A 23,166-nucleotide genomic window follows, 5' to 3' on the forward strand; every position below is an offset into this window, starting at 1 on the left:
GGCCAGACGAGGCCTTTGATGCAAGCCGGCGCTGAGTTGACGGCCAAGCTGGCGCATCTTAGCATCCGGCGCGACGGTGCCCCTCGGGGCCTAACTGGGAACGCGGTTCAAAGCCGCGGCTGCCCCTGCAACTGTAAGCAGAGAGTCTTCTGTCCGTAGCCACTGGGGTCGCAAAGCCCTGGGAAGGAGACTGAAGACGACGACCTGCGAGCCAGGAGACCTGCCGTCATCCGTGGTCACACGCGATCACATCGGGCAGGGTGAACCGATGGGTTAGCCCACCTGGGCGTCCCCTGTTGTAAGGACGTCCAGGAGCGACCTCGAACGCGGTGACGTGCCACATGGCGTATACCGCCGAGGTCATATGAACGTCCTGTCCCTGGCCATTCACGGCCGCCGTTTCTCCCATTCCCATCGCAACACTCTCCTCGCGACCGCCGCCGCATTGAGCCTGGCCCTCAGCGGTGAGGCTGGCGCGCAGAATACAGGCAGTGTCGCACAACTGCCGTCGATCTCCGTTACGGCCAACATGACCGAAACGCCGCTCCAGGAAGTCGGCAGCGCCGTCACCATCATCACCGGCGAGGAACTGCAGCAGCGCCAGACGCAGCTTGTCTCCGATGTGCTGCGGGAAGTGCCGGGCCTGGCGGTGAGCCGCAGCGGCACGGTTGGCGGTTCCACGCAGGTCCGCATTCGTGGCTCCGAAGGCAACCAGACCCTCGTTCTGATCGACGGCATCGAGGTCAACGACACTGCGGGGGGCATTTCGGAATTCGATTTCGCCAATCTGCTGGCAGTGGATATTGAACGAATCGAAATCCTGCGCGGCCCGCAGAGCGCGCTGTATGGCTCCGATGCAGCCGGCGGCGTAATCAACATCGTCACCAGGCGCGGCTCCGGCAAGCCGGTTTACGGCGCAAGCTTCGAGGCCGGATCGTTCAATACCTATCAGACCGCGGCCTCGGTCCGTGGCGGCGGTGAGCGTTATCATTTCTCGCTGACCGGCACCGATTATCGCACCAGCGGTGTTTCGCACGCCCGCAAGGATCGCGGGTTCAATGAAAACGACGGCTACTCAAATCAGACCATTTTTTCCAAGTTCGGCTTCAGCCCGCTTGAGACCCTGGATCTGGATTTCGTCGGCCGCTACACGGATTACAACGCCGAGCTCGACGATTATCCTGACACGGAGGTGGTCGATGCCAACAATACCGGCAAGGGCGGCCAGTTTTACGGTCGCGGCCAGGGCAAGCTGACGGTGCTGGACGGCCGCTGGGAACACATTGTCGGCACCGCCTATACGCGCAACCATCGTGACAGCTGGGGCAGTTTCACCAACAGCGTCGAGGGCTCGAAGCTCAAGTATGACTACCGCACCAATGTGCTGTTCGACACACCGTCCTTCGCCGATGCGCGCCATACGGTAACCTTCCTGACCGAGCAGGAGCATGAGGAGTACCGCAACAGCGTGACACCTGGTGTTATCCGCAAGATCGACAGCACCGGCTTTGTCGGCATGTACAAGATCGATTTCTTCAAGCAGCTATTCCTGACCGGTGCCGTCCGCGAAGACAAAAACGACCTCTTCAAGGATGCCCGGACCTATCGCGGCACCGCGGCCTACCATTTCCTGGACACCGACACCAAGATTCGCGGCAGCTACGGCACGGGCGTGAAGAACCCGACGATGACCGAGCTATACGGCTTCACGGCGACCTTCACCGGCAACCCCAATCTGAAGCCGGAAAAGACCAAGGGCTGGGATGTCGGCATCGATCAGGGCTTCTGGAACAGCAAGGCGATGGTTGGCCTGACCTACTTCGACCAGCGCATTGACGACCTGATCAGCAATTCCGGCGCATCGGCCTTCAATGCGAATGGCGAAACGAGGATCAGCGGCATCGAACTGGAAGGCGCGGTCGAGCCGTTTCCCAACCTGATGCTGCGGGCTGCCTATACCTATCTGGATGGCAGGCTGCCCGATACCGGCGAGGAGCCGGTGCGGCGTCCGGCGCATACCGGCAGCCTCAACGTCCATTACCGCTTCATGGAGAGCAAGGCGAACGTCAACCTGGGCATCCTGTATAACGGCCGGCAGGTTGACCACAATTTCGAGACGGGTTTCGGTGCAAATGCCAGCCGCGTGACGCTGGACGGCTATACCTTGGTGAATCTGGGGGCGGGCTACAAGGTGACCGAGGCGGTGGAGATCTACGGCCGCGTCGAAAATCTGCTCGATAGGGAATATCAGGATGTCTACACCTACGAGACGCCCGGCCGTGCAGTCTATGCCGGCGTGCGGGCAACCTTCTGATGACCGGGCAACTTTCTGATGACGGTGGCGGCGGAGCTGTCTGACCTGCCTTGGCGCTAAAACTCCGCCGCTTCCGCGCCGATAATCTCTATGCACCAGTCGATGAAGGTCCGCACAGCCGGTGAGAGATGCCGGCTCTGCGGATAAAGCACCGATAGCGGATCTTTTACGGCGTCGAGATCCGCCAATACCCTGACAAGACGCCCTTCCGACAGCGGCTGCCGCACCATGTAGCTGGCAGCGCGAATGAGGCCGAGCCCGGCCATGCCCGCCGCAATGTAGGCGTCGGTGTCGTTGACGGTAACGGACGACTTCATCGCAACGGAAGTGGCCTCTTTGCCATTCCGAAAGGTCCAGGGGATCGGCCTTCCGGTCCGGCTGTCGGCGTAACCCACCGCCAGATGCTTGCGAAGCTCGGCGATGCTGGCAGGTTCGCCGTACTGCGCTAGATAATCCGGCGAGCCGCATACATACCAATGGAAACTGGCGAGCCGGCGAACGATGAGGCTCGACGGCTGAGGCCTGCCCGCCCGGATGACGCAGTCGATGCCTTCCTGAACGAGATCGATCACGGCATCGCCCAGATGCAGGTCGATGTCGATGTCGGGATAACGTGTTCGGAACCGCGGAAGCGCAGGGATGATGAAGCGACGGGCCAGAGAGGGCGTCGTGCTGACACGGACGGCACCTCGAACGGCGCCGCCTTTTGCAATGATGGACCCTTCGGCAGCCTGCACCTCGCGCAGGATTGCCTTGCAGCTGTCATAGTAGCGCAGGCCTGCTTCGGTGACGTTGATCGCCCGGGTCGTCCGCTTGAGCAGCTGGACGCCAAGATGCGCTTCAAGATCCTTGATGGTCTTGGTGACGCTGGAAGGCAGAACACGCAGGGTTTCGGCGGCGCGCTTGAAGCTGCCTGCTTCAACAACGCGCGTAAACGTCTCCATCGCCTGAAAACGATCCATCCCGTTGCTCTCCGCAGGATCGGTAAAGCGGCGCCTTGCCAGGACGGGGGACCGGACCGGCCGCGACGCCCCGAAGATTATTCGTTATAGACGAATAATCAAATCAGATTTGCCGGTCTTATTCACCGCAGCGAAGCAAGCAATATGCAGGCGACGGACGCCGCGAGGCCTCCCAGAAGATCGTCGCCATCACTCTCCAACGGAGTCTCAGCATGCAACGGGCTTTCAAGACCAATACCCAGGAGCCGGATGTCACGACATTGGCCAACCTTGCCCGGGAATGGGTGGAGGTGGGCTGGCGTCATACGCCCGAGGAACCCTTCAACTTCCGCCAGCGCCTGGAGCGCTTCTACGACTGGTCGTCGCCGGATACGCAGTTCTTCGACGACTTCGACAAGGAGCGGCGCGTCAACAAGACCGCGGCCCAATATGCCGCGATCTGGGATGAGGTCGTTCCCCAAATGAAGCAGCTGACCAATGTCCTTGTCGGCGGCCCACGCATATTGGTGTCGGGCGATCTCGCGATCATGAGCGTCCAGTTCATCACGTCATATGTGACCGCCGACGGCGATACCGGCCAGGCCCATACGCTGTCGAGCCTTGTCTGGCGCCGGTCCAGCGACGGCTGGCGCATCATCCGGGAGCACGGCAGCGGGCTTTCCCCTCAGCAACACTAACCCGCCCTGCCGCTTCGGGCCGGAGGCGCCGGCGGCAGGTCCTTTCATCGGAGATTTCCCTATGCAATTCGGAACAAAGCTCGTCATCGACGGAAAGCTTGTGGCGGGCGACCACACCCTCGATGTCATCAATCCCGCGACAGGCAAGCTGTTCGCAACCGTCGCCCGTGCGTCTCAGCAGCAGGCGGCGGCAGCGATTGCGGCCGCCAAGAAGGCCCAGCCGGGCTGGGAGGCGCTGGGATGGGACCGGCGCGGTGAAATGCTGAAGGCGCTTGCCGACAGCCTGGAGAAGCATCGCGGCGACTTCATCAACGTGATGATCGCCGAACAGGGCAAGCCCAGCCGCGAGGCGGCGGACGAGGTCGATTATTCGATCGCCTTTATCCGCTATTTCGCCGGCCTGAGATTGCAGGACGAAGTCATACCGGCACCGGGCGGACGGGTTGAGTTGCGTCATCGCCCGCTGGGTGTGGTGGCTGGCATCAGTCCCTGGAACTTCCCGTTGCTCATTCCCGCGGCGAAGATCGCACCGGCGCTTATTGCGGGCAATACGATGGTGATGAAGCCGGCGCCGACGACGCCTATCCTCACTCTTATGCTCGGCGAACTGGGGATCGGCATCCTGCCGCCTGGCGTGCTGAACGTCATTACGGATCAGAACGATCTCGGCAACATGCTCACCTCGCATCCTGACATTGCCAAGGTCACATTCACAGGATCCACGGCGACCGGCCGGAGAATCATGGCGAACGGCGCCTCGACGCTGAAGCGTCTGACGCTGGAGCTGGGCGGAAACGATGCCGCGATCGTGCTCGACGATGTGAATATCCAGGAGACAGCAGATCGCATCTTCGATGCCGCGTTCTTCAATGCCGGGCAGGCGTGCCTTGCCATCAAGCGCGTCTATGTCGCCGATGCGATCTATGAGGCCTTCTGCAAGGCAATGGCCCGCCGGGCTCAGGAAGCCGTCGTGGGGCCGGGCAGTCAGCCTTCCACGCGGATCGGGCCTTTGCAGAACCGCCAGCAATTCGAAAAGGCGAAGCACTTTCTGAATGTCGCGCATCGCGATGGCCGCGTGATTGCGGGCGGCATGGCGATGGAGAGAGAGGGTTACTTCATCCGCCCGACCATCGTGCGCGACATCGACGACCAAAGCGAACTCGTCACGGAGGAGCAGTTCTGTCCCATCCTGCCGATTGTCCGGGTCACAGATGGCGAGGATGCCCTGGCGCGGGCCAATCGCAGTGAATTCGGCCTGGGCGGTTCGGTCTGGTCGGCGGATTCCGCGCGGGCAAAGGCGCTGGCGAGGCGGATGCAGTCAGGCACGGTCTGGGTGAACCAGCATCTGAATTTCGGCCCCGAGGTGCCGCTCGCGGGCGCGAAGCAGTCCGGCATCGGAGTGGAGTGGACGGAACTCGGTCTGGCTGAGTTCTGTCAGGTCAACGTCATCAGAGAGGCCGCCTGAGAGGGCGTTTCGATCAGTTTCAAACGAATGCGAAAGGATACCAAATGACAAGCGATAATGGAAAAGTCGATCTGCGGGACATCCTGGTTCTGGGAGCTGGGCAGCTCGGGATGGCCGTGCTGCGCGCGCTGGCGCCGCGGATCCGGACGGCGAAGCAGCCGCTCACTGTTCTGATCGCCCCGCAGGTGTTGAGCAGTCCCTCCGAACAGGACGCAAAAAACCTTGCGGAGCTGCGTGCGCTCGGCGTGGAGCTCATCGGTTTTGATCTGAACTCCGATGAAGCCGACCTGACGGCGCTGTTCAGGCGCTTTCGAACCGTCGTGAACTGCACCGGATTTGTCGCCGGCCCGGGCACCCAGTTGCGGATCACACGCGCCGTGCTGGCGGCTGGCGTCAAGCGGTACTTCCCATGGCAGTTCGGGGTCGATTACGACATCGTCGGGCGCGGCAGCGGGCAGCCGGTTTTTGACGAGCAGTATGAAGTCCGCGAGCTGCTCCGCGCTCAACAGGGCACCGAGTGGGTGATCGTCTCGACCGGCATGTTCACGAGCTTCCTGTTCGAACCGGCCTTCGATGTGGTCAATCTCGACCGAGGGACGATTCATGGGCTGGGCAGCTGGGACACGAAGGTTACGGTGACGACGCCTGAGGATGTCGGCAAGCTGACGACCGAGATCCTGCTGACCGAACCGCGGATTGCCAATGAAGTCGTCTTTGTCGCCGGCGATACGATTTCCTACGGCAGGCTGGCGGAAGTGGTCGAACGCGTCACGGGGCGCACGTTTGAAAAGACAGAGTGGACCCTGGACAAGCTGCGCGCCGATCTGGCCGCGGCGCCCACCGACGTGATGACCCGCTACCGCGCCGCCTTCGCCCTTGGCGATGGCATGTGGTGGGACAAGTCGAAGACATTCAACGAGAAAAGAAACCTCAAGGTCAAGGACGTCGAGGAATACCTGCAGGAGCGGCTTGGCCACGGACCCTCCGCCCCATCGCAGCATGCGAAGGCCGCAAACAGCAGCCTTCGGCCCCGCCTTGTCTCATCCCGCTGACCGTTAAGTCCTGTCAGCGATACAGCAGGCTGGGAAGGTAAAGCGTCAGCGACGGGAAGGCTGAGATCGCCACCAACACAGCCAGCAGCGGGAACAGGAAGGGCAGTACCGCCATCACCGTGCGGTCGAACGACATGCGCGCCACCCGTGACAGGATGAACAACACCATCCCGACGGGTGGCGTCAGCAGGCCGATCATCAGGTTCAGTACCATGATCACGCCAAACTGGACCGGGTCGATGCCCACCTTCTCGATGGCCGGCATCAGCACCGGGACCAGGATCGAGATCGCGGCGATCGTCTCCATGAAGCAGCCGATGATCAGCAGCAGAAGGTTGATGATCAGCAGCAGAAGCAGCGGGTCCGAGGTGATCGCCAGCAGCGCCTCGGTAACCGTCTCGGTGACGCGGGTCGTCGTCAGCACCCAGCCGAACAGCGAGGCGGCACCGACGATGATCAGCACGCTCGCCGTCGTCTCGATGGTGTCCATGGTGATGCGGTAGAATTGCCGCCAGCTCAGTGAGCGATAGGCCAGCACGCCGAGCAGCAGCGCCCAGGCGCAGGCGGCGATGGCGGCTTCGGTCGGCGTGAACAATCCCGCCGACATGCCGCCGATGATGATGGCTGGCGTCAGCAAAGGCGGCAGGGCCCGCAGGAAGCTGCGCGCAAGGACGCCCCAGCGGAAGGCCTGGTCGCGGCCGATCCCGTAGCGATGGGCATACCAGGTGACATAGGCCATCATGGCAGCAGCCATCAGCAGGCCGGGGATCAGCCCTGCGGCGAAAAGCTGGCCGATCGAAACATTGGCCATGACGCCGAAGATGACCATCGGCAGGGACGGCGGAATGATCGGGCCGATGGTGGATGAGGCAGCCGTGATGCCGACGGCGAACTTGTCGGGATAGCCATGATCGCGCATGGCCTTGATCTCGATGGTGCCGAGGCCGCCGGCATCGGCAACCGCCGTACCGGACATGCCGGCGAAGATGACCGAGCCGACCACGTTGACATGGCCAAGCCCGCCGCGCAGCCAGCCCACGCCGGCGACGGCGAAGTCATAGATGCGGTTGGTGATGCCGGCGGTGTTCATCAGGTTGCCGGCCAGGATGAAGAAGGGCACGGCGATGAGCGGGAAGGAATCGACGCCGCCCGCGATCCGGTGCAGCACGACGAAGTCGGGCATGGCCGACATGAAATGCGTATAGATCAGTGAGGCGCCGCCGAGGGCAATGAAAATCGGAACGCCGAAGGCCAGAAGGCCAAAAAAGGTAAGAAACAGGGGTGCCATCGGACGCTCCGTCAGTCGATGATCAGGTTGGCTTTATCGGGGTCGGGCTGCCAGCGCCGCCGCGCATTGGCAAAGATCATGCGCACGCAGCGGTACAGCATGAGGAAGCAGCCGAAGGCGACGCCGGCATAGACGATGCTCATCGGCCATTCGATCACCATCATGGTCTGAATCTGCATCCGCTCGGCGACGATGATCGAAAACCAGCAGAGCAGGGCGATAAAGCCTACAGTGATGATGTCGACACCGAAGCGGAAGAAAGTGCCGATATGGCCGGGCAGGAAATGCATCACGGCTTCGACGCCGATATGCGTGCCGCGGCGAATGGCGGTGGCCGAGCCGATAAAAGTCAGCCAGATCAGCAGGTAGCGCGCGATCTCCTCGGTCCAGGCCATGGAATCGTTGAGGATGTAGCGCGTGAAGAACTGCAGAAAGACCACGAAGCCCAGGATCCAGAAGACGGTGAAGCCGATCACATCCTCCAGGTAAGGCTTGATCTCGACCTCGACGTCCTGCGCCACGATGAGATGCAACTCATCTTCGTGAGGATTTTCAGGAATGTCATTGGGGCGCTTTTCGCCTGCAGGATTGCTGTACATTTCGGTCTCCCGTGACAGGAATGCCGGCCCGGCTTTGCCATGCCGGACCGGCCCGGTCGATTGGACGCAACTATTTCAACGCCTGCAGGGCGTCGTATTCAGCTTTGCTCCAGCCCGCGCCGGCGCTGGGATCGTTGTGCAGCGGCATGGCAGCCTTGCGGAAGACTTCGCGGTCGACTTCTACGACCGTCTTGCCCAGCTTGCGGAACTCTTCTGCCAGCTTCATTTCGGCTGCGCGGATCTGATCGCTGGCCTTGGCGGCCGCCTGCTGCAGCACTTCATCGAATGCCTTCCTCTCCGCATCGTTCAGCTTGCTCCAGACATGGCCGCCGACCAGGGTGACCAGCGATTCGGTGATATGGCCGGTCAGCATGATATGGCTCTGCACTTCATAGAATTTCTTGGCCATGATGGTCGGCAGCGGATTTTCCTGTCCGTCCACTGTCTTCTGCTGCAGGGCAAGATAGACTTCGGCAAAAGCGATCGGTGTGGCATTCGCGCCGACCGACTTGGTGAACATCATGAACAGCGGCGCGGGCGGGACGCGCAGCTTCATGCCCTTCATGTCTTCGGGGACCTTGATCTCCCTATTCGCCGTCACATGGCGCTGGCCGTAATAGGTCAGCGACATCACCTTGTGGCCGGTCTTTTTCTCGTAACCGGACGCGATATCGCGAAACAGCCTGGAATCCCGGTAGGCTTTCCAGTGATCGAAGTCGCGCAGGATAAAGGGCGCGTTGGTGATTGCGAGAGGCTTGTGGATCGAGCCGGCGAAGGCGACGCCGGTATAGATCATGTCGACGGTGCCAAGCGTCAGGGCCTCGTTGATCTGGTTTTCGTTGCCAAGCTGCGAGGCTGGGAAAACTTCGATCTGGTATTTGTTGTTGGTGCGCTTAGCTATTTCGCTGGCGGCCCAAAGAGCTTCGGTATGATAGGGCTCGTTGGTCTCGTAGACATGGGCCCATTTCAGCTTGGTCTGCGCCGCGGCCGGGCCTGAAACGGCCAGCGCCATGGCCATGGCCATGGCCAGACAGGCCAGCCCGATCTTTTCTTTTGTCATGGTAACCTCCCTAGGTTTGGTTCTTACGCTAGCTTCGCATACTCACTTCCCATTCATTGTTGTTGGACGAGCGAACTCGCCGACGTCTTCCACGAAATAGTCCGGATTGAGGTTGCGGATATTGGGCAGGCTATGCTCCAGGCCTTCGAGATGGCCGCGCATGGCCGTCATCGCCCGCGCCGCATCGCCTTTCTCGATTGCCGCAATCACGGCGGCATGTTCCTCGATCACCCGCGCCATGCGGCCGGTTTCCGGCAAGGTCAGGCGGCGATAGCGGTCGACCTGCAGCTTCACCTGTTTGACCAGCTGCCAGATGCTGGGATAGCCGGCGGCATCGGCAATCGCCGCGTGGAAGGCCTCATCCGCCTCATGAAAAGCGTCGATGTCGCCGGCATGATCGGCTTCGCGCTGCCGCTCCACCTGCATCCAGATGTTGGTCAGCTGGCTTTTGCTGGCGCGCTCGCAGGCCGTGCGCACGGCGAGTTCTTCCAGCACCTTGCGGATCGCGATGGCCTCGGGCAATTGCGAATAGGGAATACGGCTGACCGTGGTGCCCGATTTGGGCACGATCTCGACCAGCATTTCATCGGCGAGCCGCAGCAGGGCTTCGCGCACCGGCGTGCGGCTGACGCCAAAGCTTTTTGCCAGTTCATTCTCCGACAAGGCCGCGCCGGGCGGGATGGCGAGTGAGAGAATCTGACTGCGCAGGCGGTCATAGACCAGCGCTGCCGCCGTCGAGCGTGGGGCCGAGCGCAAGGCAGGCCGGGCCGGCAGGGGTTTGACGCTCGAGCGCTGAAGGATCATCTCGCCTCTGGCATATCTTGTATACAAGATATCTGTGGTCGAGGGGCTGTCAACGACATTCCGCTTCGACCAAAGTCTGGCGGGCGCGGGCTCTTTAGATTTTACGCCACTTTCGGGATCGTCACCGTTACCAGCAGGCCGCCGATATCGGCCTTTCCCAATGTGATTGTGCCGTCATGGGCATGAATCACATCGCGCGCGATGGTCAGTCCAAGGCCCGTGCCCCCGGTTTCCCGGTTGCGCGAACTTTCCAGCCGCATGAAGGGACGGAAGGCATCTTCACGCTGATCAATGGGAATCCCGGGGCCATCGTCGGCCACGGTGATGATGATTTCCTTGTCGGATGCGCGCAAAGTCACGACAACCCGGCTGCCGAACTTGCAGCCATTGTCGATCAGATTGCCAAGCGCGCGGCGGATCGCCACCGGGCGGCAGGTCAGTTCGGCGTGATCTGGACCATCATAGATGATGGCGCAGCCAGCATCGGCGGCGGTGTCGCACAGGCTGATTGCCAAGGATGCAAGATCGACGGCGCTGCGGGCTTCATTTTTCAGACGATTGCTGGCGAACGTCAGCGTGGTGCTGACCATTTCTTCCATGTCGTTGATATCGGACAGAACCTGCCGGCGCTGGTCTGGATCGGGCAGATACTCGGCAAAGAGCCGCAGCCGCGTCAGCGGCGTGCGCAGGTCGTGGCTGATCGCAGCGATCATGTGCAGGCGGTCATCGACGAAGCGTTTCAGGCGCCGTTGCATGGCGTTGAACGAATTGCCGATGGCCTGCAGTTCCGGCGTGTTGAAGTCGCCGACCAGACTGAGTTCCCGTTCGCGGCCAAGTTTCTCGGCCGCCGCCGCCAGGTCGTCCAGCGGCTTTACGATGCCGCGCGCAACCCAGATTGACACTGCGCCGATCAGGACCACCGCCAGCAGCGGCAAGGCCACGTTGCGGATCATGCGCACCATTTCCTGGCCGTCGCTTTTCGGCGTCACCATCAGCCATTCTTCCGGGCCGATGCGGACAGCGATGCGCAGATCGCTGCTCAGCATGTTGGCGCTGCGCTCATCGAAGACATCCGTGATCACGATGGGCAACGGCGGCAGGATGATCACAAGCGGCCGGCGGGAATATTCGGGATCGTCCGGATCGTCCGCCCGGATGACCACATCCTGCGGCGTGAGCCCGAGCCTCTTGGCAATCCGCTGATGAAGATCGGCAAAGCCGCCGGGGCGTTCCGTATGGCTGAAATCCAAAGGAGCGTTCGGCGTGGCGACATCCAGCCATTGCTGTGCCGGAAGATCCTGCAACCGCGCCATGCGTTCGGCAGCGGGCGTCTTGAGGCTGTGACTGTGATACTCCTCCAGCCTGTCCAGCAGCCAGTCGCGATCCATGAACATGACATCGGGCGGCCGGATCACCAGCGGCATCAACTTGTCGACGGCTTCCACCGCAAGAAGAGAGCCGACGATCACCAGGGCGATGCGCGGGGCAAGCCGCAGACGCGACCAGAAGGAAATCTGCACCCTCATGCAGCATCATCCCGCAGCAGAGCGACCGGCGCGGTGAAGAGATAGCCTTCATTGCGGATGGTCTTGATGAAGACCGGCTCCTGCGGATTGGCTTCGATCTTGCGGCGCAGACGGCTGATCTGCACGTCGATGCTGCGATCATAAGACTGGTTGATGCGGCCATGGGCAAGATCGAGCAGCTGCTCGCGGCTCAGCACGCGCTGCGGATGCTCCAGAAAGGCCAGCAGCAGATCGAATTCGCCGCTGGTCAGATCGGTCAGCATGCCGGATGGCGAGGTAAGGGTGCGGCGGCTGGCATTGAGCCGCCAGCCGCCAAACGCATAGACGGACGCCACCGGCCGCTCGGCGTTGATGCTGGCGGCGCCGAGGCGGCGGGTGACGGCGCGGATGCGGGCGAGCAGTTCACGCGGATTAAATGGCTTGACCACGTAATCGTCGGCGCCGATCTCCAGTCCGATGATGCGGTCGGTATCGCCGCTCATCGCCGTCAGCAAAATGATCGGCACGCTGCTCTGCGCGCGCAGGCGCCGGCACAGCGACAGGCCGTCCTCGCCCGGCATCATGATGTCGAGCACGATGACATCGATCCGGGCGCTGCTGCAGATGGTAAACATTTCCCTGCCGTCGCCGGCCTGGCTTACGCGCAGGCCATGATCGGTGAGAAAACGCGCAAGCATGGCGCGAATTCGATGATCATCATCAACAATCAGAACGTGGATGCTGGCCGGATTCAAGGCAGGATCTCTGCAGGAAGATTTCTGAGCGCGCACCATAGCAGTCCGTCGTCGCCGCGCTGCCCTACAGCAACATTCTGAAACATATTGATACGCAGCCGTCATCGACCGGAGCGCCGGATTGGGTAGGGTGGCGCCATCCTCACTCCCTCACTCAAATCGCCGGCCGCTCCGGCCACGACCATAAAAAGCCTTTGTGATGAAAAAAACTCCCCGCATTTCCGTCGCAAGCACGCTCGTGACGGCCGTCATCTTTCTGGCTGCGCCAGCCGCTACACTGGCGCAGCAGGCGTCGCAAAGAGATGCATCCGGCAAGGACTGGAAAGTCAGTCTTGGCGCGGGGGTTCTGTATCGCCCGGAATATGAAGGCAGCGACGAATACGATTTCGATCCGCTGCCGCTATTGATGGTGAGCTACCGGGACCTAGTTTTCCTGCGCGGAGCCACGCTCGGTGCGAATGCGCTCACCTGGCAGGGCCCGCGTGATGGCGACAAGCTGCAGATCGGCCCCTTGATCCGATACCAGCCCGGACGCGACGAGGATGACAGCGATGACCTGCACGGCATGGGCGATATCGATGGCGGCATCGAACTCGGCGGCTTCATCACCTACGGCATCGGCGCCTGGGCGGCCGGTTTGACGATCTTACAGGACGTCAGCGGCAGCCATGACGGCTTCACCGCAAAGCTGTCTGCCAGTCATCGCCATGCCTTCTCGCCCAAGATGCGGCTGCGCAGCGAGCTTTCCACCACCTGGGCCGATGAAAGTTACATGGAAACTTTCTTCGGCGTCACGGCAGCGCAATCGGCCCGCAGCGGCATGCGGGCCTATCAGCCGGGCAGCGGAATCAAGGATGTCGGCGTGAGCTTCGATCTCGATTACAGCCTGACCGACCATTGGGTGCTCACTGGACGGCTCGGCTACAAGCGGATGCTGGGCGATGCAGCTGACAGCCCGCTGGTGGAGGATCGCGGCTCCGACAGCCAGTTCATCACCGGCCTTTTCCTCAGTTACCGGTTCTGACGATGACGGAATTGTCCATACGCCCGGGATTGATCCGCGTCTTGGCGCGGCAGGAGAACCGATGGCTTGTGCCCCTGATGCTGGCGATAGTGCTATGTCCGGTCTCGGCAATGCTGGTGGATCCAGCTGCGGCGTCGTTCATGCGCGCGCAGCGGGAAAGCTGGGTCGTCGATATCGCCGAGGTGATAACGGATTACGGCGACGCTTGGCCCTATCTGCTTGGCACCGCCATTATTTTCGTCGTCTCTTATCTTTTCGGGGATGTCACCCTGTTGGGTAAGACAGCCCTGCTTCGCGTCCGCGCCCTCTATATATTCGTAACAATGGCGGTCAGCATTCTGGCGGGAGAGGCCGTCGCCATTATTCTGGGCCGCCCGCGGCCGCATCTGCTGCTGGATCACGGCCTGGATGATCTTTCCTGGCTGGAGGGATTCAAGCCTTTCGATTCCATGCCGTCGTCCCATGCCACCGCCGCGCTGGCTTTCTCCTTTGCAGCCGCGCTCGCTTTCCGTCCGGCACGGTGGGCCTTCATCGGCTACGGGATGGTTCTGGCTTCAACGCGTTTTGTGATCGGCGAGCATTTCGTCAGCGACGTCGTCGCCAGCGCCGCCCTGTCCGGTGCGATTGCTTTGTTCCTGCAGCGCTACCTGAATCGGGCGGAACGGGCTGCCATCGCTGACGACGATCAGGGCTTTGCTGGCAGCGCCTTCACCCCTAGCGCCCCGCGCCATGCGGCATCCAACGAACCGCTGGATCGCCGCTGAGAGGCCAGTTCAGGATGCGTATCATGTCCGGTGAGGCCGGCGCACGGCGCGGACCTTGCCGCTGCGCCCGCCGCCGCAATAGAAGCGGTCCCGACCATCGGCTTCCAGGCCGGACACGCCGGTTCCTGCCGGCATTCCGATGCTTTCCATGACCTTGCCGGTTTGCGGGTCGATCCTCCTCAGCTCGCTTTCATCGCCTTCCCAGGTGCCGTGCCAGAGTTCGCCGTCGACCCAGGTAACGCCGGTGACGAAACGGTTGGATTCGATGCTGCGCAACACCGCGCCGGTTTCGGGATCGATCTGATGGATCTTGCGCGCCTGATATTCACCAACCCATAGCGTGCCCTCGGCCCAGGCCAGCCCTGAATCACAGCCATTGCCGGGTGCCGGGATGGTGGCAAGCACCTTGCCATTTTTGGGGTCAATCTTCTGAATGACCTTTTCGGCGATCTGAAACAGATATTGCCCGTCAAAGGCCGTGCCGGCATCGGCAGGCACCTCGATCGCCCGCATCGTCTGGCCGCTGTCCGGATCCAGTGCGATGACTTTGTCTCCGGAGGCAAACCAGACATTCCGCCCGTCGAAGGTAAGGCCGTGCACAGTTTCGATGCCTGGAAAGGGACCGTATTCGCGGATGATCTCTGCAGGGCTGCGTTTCATGGGAAATCCTTCTCGCTGTTGCCCATGCAGGTTAGCTGCCAGGCAGCGGACCAGGGAGTAACAATGTCGTCGTGAATCCCGGTATCGGAGTTGTCATCCAGCGCCGGGCCCGGCCCTGCCCAAAGGACTGCGCCTTGCCAGCCACCGCCAGATCCTCCAATGCGCGCTGGATCGTGCGCTGGCTGGTGCCCAGGGCCATCGCCAGCGCCGAACTCGACCAGGCCTCGCCATCGGAGAGCAGGGCGAGTATTGCGGCATGCTCCTCCTCTACGGGGCGCGCCAGGACAACGACTTCCTCGGCATAGCGCGGTACCAGGACGAAGCCTGATGGGGAGGCATTGATCTCGGCGAGATCGCGCAACGCCGTCCGCAGCCGGCCGATCTCCACCCGCAGGCGTGCGCGATGCGATTCATCGGCATGCCGGGCGCGAAAGGTATGCGCCACAAGATCCTCGCGCGAGACATCATTCGGCCAGGCTTCTGCTAGCGTGCGCGCCAGTGAAAACAGCACCGGCCGGCTGGCAAGAGAGACGAGATTCTGCTTTTCCCGCACGACATAGCGGCAGGCATCGACGATGAGCCGTTTCGGGGTCTGCAAAGCCTCGACATCGCTCAGCATAAGCAGGCGGTGCTGCCCGCGCGCGATCAGCCGCGCCGCTGGGGCTTCCAGCATGCGCAGCGCGCTTTCCACTTCCCCCATCAAGGCAGAGATCCCGGAGCGCTGTGCCGCCCGGCCCGCCCGTTCCAGCGCTGCACGCGCTGCCTTAGTTTGCAGTTTGCGCATCGCTATGCCGGCGACGGCCAGTTCGTGGCTGGCACGCAGGGCTGGCCGCATGGGCGCTGGGTCGAGCAGGGCGAGTTTGCGTTCAGCCTCCTGCAGGCGGCCGATCAGGAGAAGCCGCCGTACTTCGAGATGCCGCGCATGCGCGGCGTTCGCCAGATCGCCATGGGTCTCGAGCACCATTCTCGCGGCCTCCAGTTTCTTTTCCGGCCAGCTCAGGTCACGCGATGCCAGTGCGATTTCCGCCTCGGCCACCACGCAACGCGCCCGGGCAACAGCTTCCTTGACACCGAAGGTGCGCGAGGCCTTGCGCAGCAGAAGTTTTGCTTTGGTGAAATCACCAAGCTGTGCCATCGCGATGCCGCGCAATGCCAAAGCCGGCGGGTCGTCACGCAAAGCGACCCGGTTCAAAGCGCCGAGGGGATCACCCTCGGCAAGAGCGCGCGCGGCGGCCGTAATCAACGAGTCCATAGGAGCTCCGCAAGATCCGGCGACAATCCTACTGCACTGCATGGCGGGCAGCCAGCGCGGTGAAATCCCGACACACTTGTAACTCCCAGCCAGGGCCGCAACGGCACTAGCCTGCTCCTGCCATCGAACAAGGAGAGCGATCATGACCATGCACAGGATTGGCACGCGTGAAGAATGGCTGGCGGCGCGACTGGAGCTGCTGGAAGCCGAGAAGGCCTTAACCCGCCAAAGCGACGAACTGGCGCGGCAGCGCCAGGCCTTGCCCTGGGTTCGTGTCGACAAGACATACAGTTTCGATACCGATGCGGGCAGCGCAACGCTGGTCGACTTGTTCCAGGGGCGCTCGCAGCTGCTGGTCTATCATTTCATGTTCGGACCCGATTGGTCCGCAGGCTGCGTGTCCTGCTCGGCGCTGGCCGATGGGTTCGATGGCTTCGCCATTCACCTGGCGAATCATGATGTCATGCTGATGGCAGTATCGCGTGCGCCGCTCGCCAAGCTGCAGGCCTATAAGCGGCGCATGGGATGGAGCTTTCCCTGGGCTTCGTCGCAGGGTAGCGACTTCAATTACGATTTCAACGTCTCCTTCACCGAGGAGCAGCAGCGCCAGAACGCCATAGAATACAATTACCGGCGCAACGGCCATGCGATGGACCTGGCGCCGTTACCGGAGCCCGTCGTCCAGATGGCGGCCATGTCCGGCACCGATGCACAGAGTTATGCGCGCGACCGTCCGGGCCTAAGCGCCTTCGTGCAGGAAGATGGCGTCATCTACCACACCTATTCCACTTATGCCCGCGGCCTCGATGGCCTCTGGGGGATGTACCAATGGCTCGACCGGGCACCGAAAGGCCGACAGGAAACGGGAGTCTGGTGCCGCCGTCGCGATGAATACGATGCCATGCAGAACCACGCCGGCTGCTGCAGTTCGTAATCAACGCACTCAATATCAACGCATCCCCATGTTCACATCGGCAGCCCAACGGAATTTCCTGTGCATCCTGGCCCTGCTCTTCGTCGCCAGTCTGTCGGTGACGTTGGCATGGGGCGGCGCGATGGCGGACATGGATGCGGGGCTGCCGATGCCCGGCGGCTGGACATTGTCGATGGCCTGGATGCCGGTCTGCGGACAGAGCTGGGCAACCGCCATGGCCTCCTTCATCGGCATGTGGTCGGTGATGACGGTGGCAATGATGCTGCCGGCCGTCGCGCCGATGCTCTGGCACTGGCGTCAGACAATCCATCACACGACGCCGGACGTCTGGATGCTGCTCGCCGCCTCGGGATATTTCGCCATCTGGATTGGCCTAGGGCTTGCGATCTTCGTTTTGGGCGCGGCCATGTCCGAACTCATGCTGCGCGAGATGGCCCTGGCGCGTAAGGTACCAATCGTTGCGGGAATGGCTGTGCTGGGCGGAGGCGTATTTCAACTCTCCCGCTGGAAGGCGCGCCATCTGGCAAGCTGCCGCGATATGCCAGCAGGCTGTGCTGAGATAAAGCCAGGCATTGGGCCTGCCTTGCGGTACGGGCTGCGCTACGGTTGGAACTGTATCAAAAGCTGCGCAGGACTGATGGTCATTCTGCTGGCCATTGGCGTCATGAATATCTGGGCCATGATGCTGATCACGCTGGCGATTGCGATGGAGCGGCTCATGCCTGAGGGCCGCCGCATCGCGGGCCTTACGGGAGTCGCTGCTATCGCTGCCGGGCTTTGCCTGCTGCTTCAATCAGTTTGGTTCTGACGCCTGGCGTCATACGCCTTGGCCAAGCCATGACAGCACGCCGCGGCCGGCCGCCATGCCGGTGGCGAGACAGCCTTGCAGCAGATAGCCGCCGGTCGGCGCTTCCCAGTCCAGCATCTCGCCCGCAACGAAAACACCCGGTCGGCGGCGCAGCATCAGATTCTCATCCAGTTCGGACAGTACGACGCCGCCAGCCGTGGAAATGGCCCGCGCGAGGCCGGAAGGGGCGACAAGGCGCAAGGGCCATGCCTTGATCAGACGTGCCAGCGATGCCGCATCTAAGGCCGTGTCGCCGCGATGCAACGCTTCCTGCACCAGCCCGATGGCGACCGGCGCGAGGTTCACGCGCTTGCGCAGAAAGTTGGACAGCGATGCGCCGCGCCGCGGCTCTGCCAATTGTGTGGTCAGATCTGCGGCATCGATATCAGGCCGCAGATCGATCTGCAGTTCGGCTGCGCCATCGCGGAGGATGGCATCGCGTGCTGCCGCAGAGACGGCATAGATCGCGCCGCCTTCAATGCCATTGGCGGTGATCATCGCTTCGCCGCGAACCATTTGGCCATTGAAGGATACGGCGATGCGCTTCAGCGGTGTTCCGGCATAACGGCTGCGGAAATGCGCCGACCAGGCGACTTCGAAGCCGCAATTGGCCGGTTTAAGCGGTGCGACCCCGATATCGGGCAGCAACGGCACCCAGCTTCCATCGGCGCCGAGCCGCGGCCAGGACGCGCCGCCCAAAGCGAGCACGGTCGCATCGGCTTTATGGTCGCTGCCATCGCGGAAGGTCAGCGCGCCGGCCGCGTTCCAGCCGGTCCACTCGGCCCGCGTCACCAGCCGCACGCCCAAAGCCTCCAGCCGCCCGATCCAGGCGCGCAGCAAGGGACTTGCCTTCATCGCGCGTGGGAAGACGCGGCCGCTGCTGCCGACGAATGTTTCCTGCCCCAGATCGTCGCACCAGGCGCGCAAGGCCGCTGGCGGAAAAGCGTCCAGCAGCGGCGACATCCATGCTGCCGCCGCGCCGTAGCGGCTGCGGAACTGCTCGATCGGCTCGGAATGGGTGATGTTCAGGCCGCCGCGTCCCGCCATCAGCAGCTTGCGTCCCACGCTTGGCATGCGCTCGAACACGGTGACGCTCAATCCCGCCTTGGCGATGACCTCGGCCGCCATCAATCCGGCCGGTCCGCCGCCGATGACGGCGACGCGCGGCGGCGTGTTGGATGGAATGGAAGAGGCCGGAGAAGACGGAGAAGACGGAGAAGACGGAGAAGACATGGGGCCGGACTGTAGCCGGAGAGCCTGGCCGCCGTCGATGACTGCCGCCGGGCCGATATGCAGGATTATGCGCGATGGTTGGCAGCGGCCCGCACCCGGCATAGCCTGAAGAGCATCCGCCTGTCGCGGCATCATGTGTGAGGAAAGCGATGCTGTTTTGCTTTTACAATATCGACAAACCGGGTTCGGCAGCGCTGCGCCAGACATGGCGCCCCGCCCATAAGGAGTATCTGGCGAACGTGGCCGATCGTATTGCCTTCGCCGGGCCGTTGCTGGCCGATGACGGCACGACGATGCAGGGCAGTCTGCTGGTGATCGATTTCCCCGACCGCGCCGCCGCCGAAGCCTGGCTTGAGCAGGAGCCGTTCACGCGCAATGGCGTCTATGCTTCGGTTTCGATCCGCGCCTTCGCCAATCTTTGGCCGCAGAAGACCGGCTTTCCGCCGCCGCAGTAATGCCGGCGGCTTTTCGAGCCTTTGTTTAGGCGGTCCGGCGCCTGCTGGCCACGGCTTTGACCGGCACTTCATGCGGCCGGCCGGCATCGAGCATCAGCAGCGCGAGATCGTCCAGATCGGCAGACAGCCGGCTGAGCGTGGCGCCGCCGGCATGCAGCAGGCAATGAACGCCCTGGCTGGTGACGGCTTTCACCGTGGCGGCCACAGCATTGGCCTCGCCATGCAGATGCAGTTTGACCCGCGTGCCGACGGGAACCGGGACGCGCGGCGTGAACAGGCAGCCCTGCAGAGACAGGTTGGTCACCATGCCGTCGATCCTGCGGTCGTTGTAATCGAGCCGTGCGTTGATATGGGTTTCGCGGCGCTGAAACCGGCGTCGGTTCGCGGTCTCGGCTATAACGACCTTGGCTTTGGCCGGAGATTTGGCGGTCGCCGTCTTCTTGGCGGCTCCGGTTTTGGCGGCTCCTGCCTTGGGGGCTTGGACCTTGGCGGTTCTAGCCTTCGCGGATCCAGCCTTGGCGGTCACGGTTTTGCTGGTCCCTGTTTTTGCGCGTCCGGCCTTCGCGCTTGCCGCCTTCCCGCCTCCCGTCTTCTGGGCGGTCTTAACCGGCTTCGACTTGGCAACTGACTTCTTCCTGCTGGCCATCGGCCTTAATCTCCCTGCTTCGGGCGCAGACTAGCGGGACCTGCCCTGTCAAGGGAAGTGGGATTCAAGGCCTTAATGAGCCGACAAAACCATGGCGGCACGGGACAGCTTTCTCTAAACTGGCCCTCGGCCTTGAAACATCCCGACGACAGACGGAAGAAATAGAACCCCATGTCCGCGCGCTTGCCGCCGGAGCCCGTAGTCTGGGCCCTGTCGCGCCATCAAGCCTATCTGAATAGCCGGCCCGGCGGTGTGCGTTTGCAGCGCCGCTCGGAGGACTTTGCCGATCTGAAGCTCGATGGCGCGGTGCTGGACGACGCCATCCTGCCGGGCTGCAGCTTTGCCGGCTCCTCGCTCAAGAACGCACAGTTTTTGCGCGCCGATCTGTTTGGCGTCGATTTCAGCCGCTCCGACCTGACCAACGCCGTTTTCGACCGGGCCGATCTGCGCGGCGCCAATTTCCTCATGGCGACGCTGAAGCAGACCTCGTTCCGCCAGGCCGATCTGCGGCCCGGCCAGATCGTGCAGCATGACAAGGACAGCGGCGACAAGGATGGCGCCGAGGGCAAGCAGGATGTGCCCGTCAACATGTACGGCGCCAATCTGGACGAGGCCAATCTTGGCCACGCGCATATGGACCATGCCAATCTGAGCAATTCCAGCGCGGTCGGCGCCACCTTCGTCGGCGCCTCGCTGTTCGCCGTCAATCTCACCGGCGCCGATCTCTCAGGCGCCGATTTCTCCGGCGCGCGGCTGAAGGACACCACTTTTGTCGGCGCCAATCTGGAAGGCGCGAAGCTGGCCAATTGCGATCTGCGCGGCGCCAATCTGCGCAGCGTCGACCTCTCCGGCGTCGATCTCTCCGGCGCCAATCTGCAAGGCGCGGTCTATCGCGAAGGCCAGGCGCAGTTGCCGCCTGACATCGAGGCCAAGCTGGCTGCGCATGGCAAATGGATCGCCTCCAACGGCCTGGAAGGCGAGCGCGCCGTGTTCAGCCATATGAAGCTGCCGGGCTATGATTTCTCCAGCTGCGACCTGCGCGCCGCGATCTTCCACGAAACCAATCTTGCCGGCGCCTTCTTCACCAAGAGCCAGCTTTTGTTTGCCAGTTTCGTCGGTGCCGATCTGCGCAAGGCCAATTTCGATCAGGCTTCGCTGGGCGGTGCCAATTTCTCCGGGACGATCCTGGCGGGCGCGCAATTGCGCGGCGCGCAGCTTGTCGGCGTCGAGATCTTCAACGCGCTGAATCAGAAGACCGGGAAGATCATCTTTCCCCGTTTCGACAATGCCGATCTGACCGGCGTCGATCTGCGCGGCGCGGCGGTGGAGGGGGTCGATTTCTCCAGCACCGTGTTTGAGAAAGTTAATATCGCCGGGGCGGAATTAAGACACTGTAATGGCATCCGCACCGGACGCCGCTCGTAAATATTCGGAATTCCTATCAATTGTGACGGCGCGCACTTAGTGGTTGCGCCGGCATAGTTGACTATCTAGTGTCGTCGGAACTAGTTGCAGTAGAAAAAATCTGCACGTTTTTCTCTCGCCATGTCCGACTGCTCTCTCCCGTCGCATGAGGTCCAGGTCATCCTCTCCCGACACGCCGCTTTTTTAGCGGGGCGTCCGGGCGGCAGCCGTCTGCAGCAACCGGCGAGGCATTATGCAAAGCTGAAGCTCGACGGCGTCAAGCTCGATGATGCCATCCTGCCGCGCGCCACCTTCACCGAGGCCTCGCTGGCCGGCGCAGAGCTGCGCCGCGCGGACCTCTTCTGCGCCGATTTCCATAAGGCCGATCTCAGCCGCGTGGTGTTCGACCGGGCCGATCTGCGCGGCGCCAATCTGGGCAACGCCATTCTGCGTCAGGCCTCGCTCCACCAGGTCGATCTGCGCCCCGGCCAGATCATGCTGGCCGAAACCGATGGCAGCAAAGAGGTGGCGGCCAATCTCAATGGCGCCAAGCTCGACGGCGCCGATTTCAGGAATGCCCAGCTCGATCAGGCGCAGATGGCCGTTGCCTCGGCCGTCAATGCCTCCTTCACCAATGCCAATCTTTTCGCGGTGAATCTTGCTGGCGCCGATCTGTCGGGGGCGAATCTCTCCGGCGCGCGGATGAAGGATGCCAATCTGATTGGCGCCAATCTCGCCGGCGCCAAGCTGAAAGGCGCCGATCTGCGCGGCGCCAATCTGCGCAATGTCGATCTGTCGGAAGTCGATCTCGATGGTGTGGTCCTGCAGGGCGCCGTGTTCCGCAAGGGCGAGACACTGCCGCAGGAGATCGAAGAGATCCTGAAGGCGCATAGCCTGTGGATCGCCACTGGCGGCGCCGAGGGCCAGCGCGCGGTGCTGAACGGGCGCAAGCTGGATGGCTGCAATTTCTCCGGCTGCGACCTGCGCGGCGCAGAACTGCAGAATGCCTCGCTGATGGGTGCCGATTTCTCGAATGCGCAGCTGATGTTCACCAGCTTCGCCGGCGCCAATCTGCGCAAGGCCTGCTTCGACATGGCTGACTTGAGCGGTACCAATTTCACCGGCGCCAGCTTGGCCGAAAGCCGCTGGCGCGGCGCCCGCGCTGTGGGCGTGGACATTTACAACGCTCGCAACCAGCGGACCGGCAAGGTTGTCTATCCGCGTTTCCAGTCGGCTGACCTGTCCAAGGCCGACCTGCGCGGAGCCATCTTCGAAGGCATTGATTTCGCTACGGCAGATCTTTCCCTTGCCAATCTGCAAGGCACCGAGCTGCGGCAATGCGTCGGCCTGCATAAAGGGAGCCGCAGCGCGTAACGCTTTGGAATCCAGCCCGTTACTGGAAATACGCTTGTTCGCCACCGGGGGGTTTTCTAGGTTAAAGATAGAAAACCGCCGAATCCAATTCT

The 23,166-nt window shown here is 62.3% G+C and carries 23 protein-coding genes and 1 riboswitch; of the genes, 12 read left to right on the forward strand and 11 right to left on the reverse strand.

Annotated elements, in window-relative coordinates:
• Positions 1 to 57: 57 nt before the first annotated feature.
• Positions 58 to 243: riboswitch (cobalamin riboswitch) on the forward strand.
• Between the two features lie 121 nt (positions 244 to 364).
• Positions 365 to 2,314 carry a TonB-dependent receptor gene (locus Q0603_RS18705; RefSeq protein WP_298728564.1) on the forward strand — a complete coding sequence of 650 codons (1,950 nt, stop codon included), beginning with the start codon at positions 365 to 367 and terminating at the stop codon, positions 2,312 to 2,314.
• A 56-nt stretch (positions 2,315 to 2,370) separates the two neighbouring features.
• Here the strand turns inward: Q0603_RS18705 and Q0603_RS18710 are convergent, their stop codons facing one another.
• The gene (locus tag Q0603_RS18710) at positions 2,371 to 3,276 is read right to left on the reverse strand and encodes a LysR family transcriptional regulator (RefSeq protein ID WP_298728566.1); all 906 of its coding nucleotides are present in this window, start codon (positions 3,274 to 3,276) and stop codon (positions 2,371 to 2,373) included.
• Between the two features lie 212 nt (positions 3,277 to 3,488).
• Between Q0603_RS18710 and Q0603_RS18715 the strand changes: the two genes are divergently transcribed.
• From Q0603_RS18715 to Q0603_RS18725, 3 genes are all read left to right on the forward strand, one after another.
• Positions 3,489 to 3,953 carry a nuclear transport factor 2 family protein gene (locus Q0603_RS18715; protein WP_298728568.1) on the forward strand — a complete coding sequence of 155 codons (465 nt, stop codon included), beginning with the start codon at positions 3,489 to 3,491 and terminating at the stop codon, positions 3,951 to 3,953.
• A 61-nt stretch (positions 3,954 to 4,014) separates the two neighbouring features.
• On the forward strand, positions 4,015 to 5,418 hold the full coding sequence (locus tag Q0603_RS18720) for an aldehyde dehydrogenase family protein (RefSeq protein WP_298728570.1): 1,404 nt from the start codon (positions 4,015 to 4,017) through the stop codon (positions 5,416 to 5,418).
• Between the two features lie 44 nt (positions 5,419 to 5,462).
• Positions 5,463 to 6,470: an aromatic alcohol reductase gene (locus tag Q0603_RS18725; RefSeq protein WP_298728571.1), complete on the forward strand. Its 1,008-nt coding sequence runs from the start codon at positions 5,463 to 5,465 to the stop codon at positions 6,468 to 6,470.
• A gap of 13 nt (positions 6,471 to 6,483) precedes the next feature.
• Here Q0603_RS18725 and Q0603_RS18730 read toward each other — a convergent pair whose 3' ends face one another.
• The 6 genes from Q0603_RS18730 to Q0603_RS18755 form a co-directional block, all read right to left on the reverse strand.
• Positions 6,484 to 7,758, reverse strand: coding sequence for a TRAP transporter large permease (locus Q0603_RS18730; protein WP_298728573.1), 1,275 nt, complete (start codon positions 7,756 to 7,758; stop codon positions 6,484 to 6,486).
• A gap of 11 nt (positions 7,759 to 7,769) precedes the next feature.
• Positions 7,770 to 8,357, reverse strand: a complete 588-nt coding sequence (locus Q0603_RS18735; RefSeq protein ID WP_298728575.1) for a TRAP transporter small permease — start codon at positions 8,355 to 8,357, stop codon at positions 7,770 to 7,772.
• Between the two features lie 70 nt (positions 8,358 to 8,427).
• The gene (locus Q0603_RS18740) at positions 8,428 to 9,417 is read right to left on the reverse strand and encodes a sialic acid TRAP transporter substrate-binding protein SiaP (protein WP_298728577.1); all 990 of its coding nucleotides are present in this window, start codon (positions 9,415 to 9,417) and stop codon (positions 8,428 to 8,430) included.
• Positions 9,418 to 9,459: 42 nt separating this feature from the next.
• Positions 9,460 to 10,221 carry a GntR family transcriptional regulator gene (locus Q0603_RS18745; protein ID WP_298728579.1) on the reverse strand — a complete coding sequence of 254 codons (762 nt, stop codon included), beginning with the start codon at positions 10,219 to 10,221 and terminating at the stop codon, positions 9,460 to 9,462.
• Positions 10,222 to 10,322: 101 nt separating this feature from the next.
• The gene (locus Q0603_RS18750; RefSeq protein WP_298728581.1) at positions 10,323 to 11,747 is read right to left on the reverse strand and encodes an ATP-binding protein; all 1,425 of its coding nucleotides are present in this window, start codon (positions 11,745 to 11,747) and stop codon (positions 10,323 to 10,325) included.
• On the reverse strand, positions 11,744 to 12,520 hold the full coding sequence (locus Q0603_RS18755) for a response regulator (RefSeq protein WP_298728583.1): 777 nt from the start codon (positions 12,518 to 12,520) through the stop codon (positions 11,744 to 11,746). Before Q0603_RS18755 ends, Q0603_RS18750 begins: the two co-directional genes overlap by 4 nt.
• A 199-nt stretch (positions 12,521 to 12,719) precedes the next feature.
• Between Q0603_RS18755 and Q0603_RS18760 the strand changes: the two genes are divergently transcribed.
• On the forward strand, positions 12,720 to 13,505 hold the full coding sequence (locus tag Q0603_RS18760) for a MipA/OmpV family protein (RefSeq protein WP_298728585.1): 786 nt from the start codon (positions 12,720 to 12,722) through the stop codon (positions 13,503 to 13,505).
• Positions 13,506 to 13,645: 140 nt separating this feature from the next.
• Positions 13,646 to 14,269 (forward strand): phosphatase PAP2 family protein, encoded by a 624-nt coding sequence (locus Q0603_RS18765; protein WP_298728587.1) that lies wholly within the window; start codon positions 13,646 to 13,648, stop codon positions 14,267 to 14,269.
• Positions 14,270 to 14,290: 21 nt separating this feature from the next.
• Here Q0603_RS18765 and Q0603_RS18770 read toward each other — a convergent pair whose 3' ends face one another.
• Positions 14,291 to 14,929 (reverse strand): PQQ-binding-like beta-propeller repeat protein, encoded by a 639-nt coding sequence (locus tag Q0603_RS18770; protein ID WP_298728588.1) that lies wholly within the window; start codon positions 14,927 to 14,929, stop codon positions 14,291 to 14,293.
• A gap of 31 nt (positions 14,930 to 14,960) precedes the next feature.
• Positions 14,961 to 16,181 (reverse strand): helix-turn-helix domain-containing protein, encoded by a 1,221-nt coding sequence (locus Q0603_RS18775; RefSeq protein WP_298728590.1) that lies wholly within the window; start codon positions 16,179 to 16,181, stop codon positions 14,961 to 14,963.
• Positions 16,182 to 16,323: 142 nt separating this feature from the next.
• On the opposite strand from Q0603_RS18775, the gene Q0603_RS18780 reads away from it, so the two are divergent.
• On the forward strand, positions 16,324 to 17,115 hold the full coding sequence (locus Q0603_RS18780; RefSeq protein WP_298728591.1) for a DUF899 domain-containing protein: 792 nt from the start codon (positions 16,324 to 16,326) through the stop codon (positions 17,113 to 17,115).
• Positions 17,069 to 17,923, forward strand: a complete 855-nt coding sequence (locus Q0603_RS18785; protein ID WP_298728593.1) for a DUF2182 domain-containing protein — start codon at positions 17,069 to 17,071, stop codon at positions 17,921 to 17,923. The genes Q0603_RS18780 and Q0603_RS18785 overlap by 47 nt, the downstream gene beginning before the upstream one ends.
• Before the next feature lie 9 nt (positions 17,924 to 17,932).
• Here the strand turns inward: Q0603_RS18785 and Q0603_RS18790 are convergent, their stop codons facing one another.
• Complete coding sequence (locus Q0603_RS18790) at positions 17,933 to 19,195, reverse strand: TIGR03862 family flavoprotein (protein WP_298728595.1); 1,263 nt, start codon at positions 19,193 to 19,195, stop codon at positions 17,933 to 17,935.
• A 149-nt stretch (positions 19,196 to 19,344) separates the two neighbouring features.
• Between Q0603_RS18790 and Q0603_RS18795 the strand changes: the two genes are divergently transcribed.
• Positions 19,345 to 19,650 (forward strand): YciI family protein, encoded by a 306-nt coding sequence (locus Q0603_RS18795; RefSeq protein WP_298728597.1) that lies wholly within the window; start codon positions 19,345 to 19,347, stop codon positions 19,648 to 19,650.
• 25 nt (positions 19,651 to 19,675) lie between these two features.
• Here Q0603_RS18795 and Q0603_RS18800 read toward each other — a convergent pair whose 3' ends face one another.
• Positions 19,676 to 20,176, reverse strand: coding sequence for a PilZ domain-containing protein (locus tag Q0603_RS18800; protein ID WP_298728599.1), 501 nt, complete (start codon positions 20,174 to 20,176; stop codon positions 19,676 to 19,678).
• Here Q0603_RS18800 and Q0603_RS18805 point away from each other — a divergent pair.
• The 3 genes from Q0603_RS18805 (at position 20,166) to Q0603_RS18815 (ending at position 23,074) form a co-directional block, all read left to right on the forward strand.
• Positions 20,166 to 20,330 carry a hypothetical protein gene (locus Q0603_RS18805; RefSeq protein ID WP_298728601.1) on the forward strand — a complete coding sequence of 55 codons (165 nt, stop codon included), beginning with the start codon at positions 20,166 to 20,168 and terminating at the stop codon, positions 20,328 to 20,330. The genes Q0603_RS18800 and Q0603_RS18805 overlap by 11 nt on opposite strands.
• 137 nt (positions 20,331 to 20,467) lie before the next feature.
• A complete protein-coding gene (locus Q0603_RS18810) occupies positions 20,468 to 21,721 on the forward strand; it encodes a pentapeptide repeat-containing protein (protein ID WP_298728602.1) in 1,254 nt (417 codons plus the stop codon).
• Positions 21,722 to 21,841: 120 nt separating this feature from the next.
• Positions 21,842 to 23,074, forward strand: a complete 1,233-nt coding sequence (locus tag Q0603_RS18815) for a pentapeptide repeat-containing protein (protein ID WP_298728604.1) — start codon at positions 21,842 to 21,844, stop codon at positions 23,072 to 23,074.
• Positions 23,075 to 23,166 lie beyond the last annotated feature (92 nt).

It is taken from the genome of uncultured Ferrovibrio sp., assembly GCF_937960835.1.
Taxonomy (GTDB): Bacteria; Pseudomonadota; Alphaproteobacteria; order Ferrovibrionales; family Ferrovibrionaceae; genus Ferrovibrio.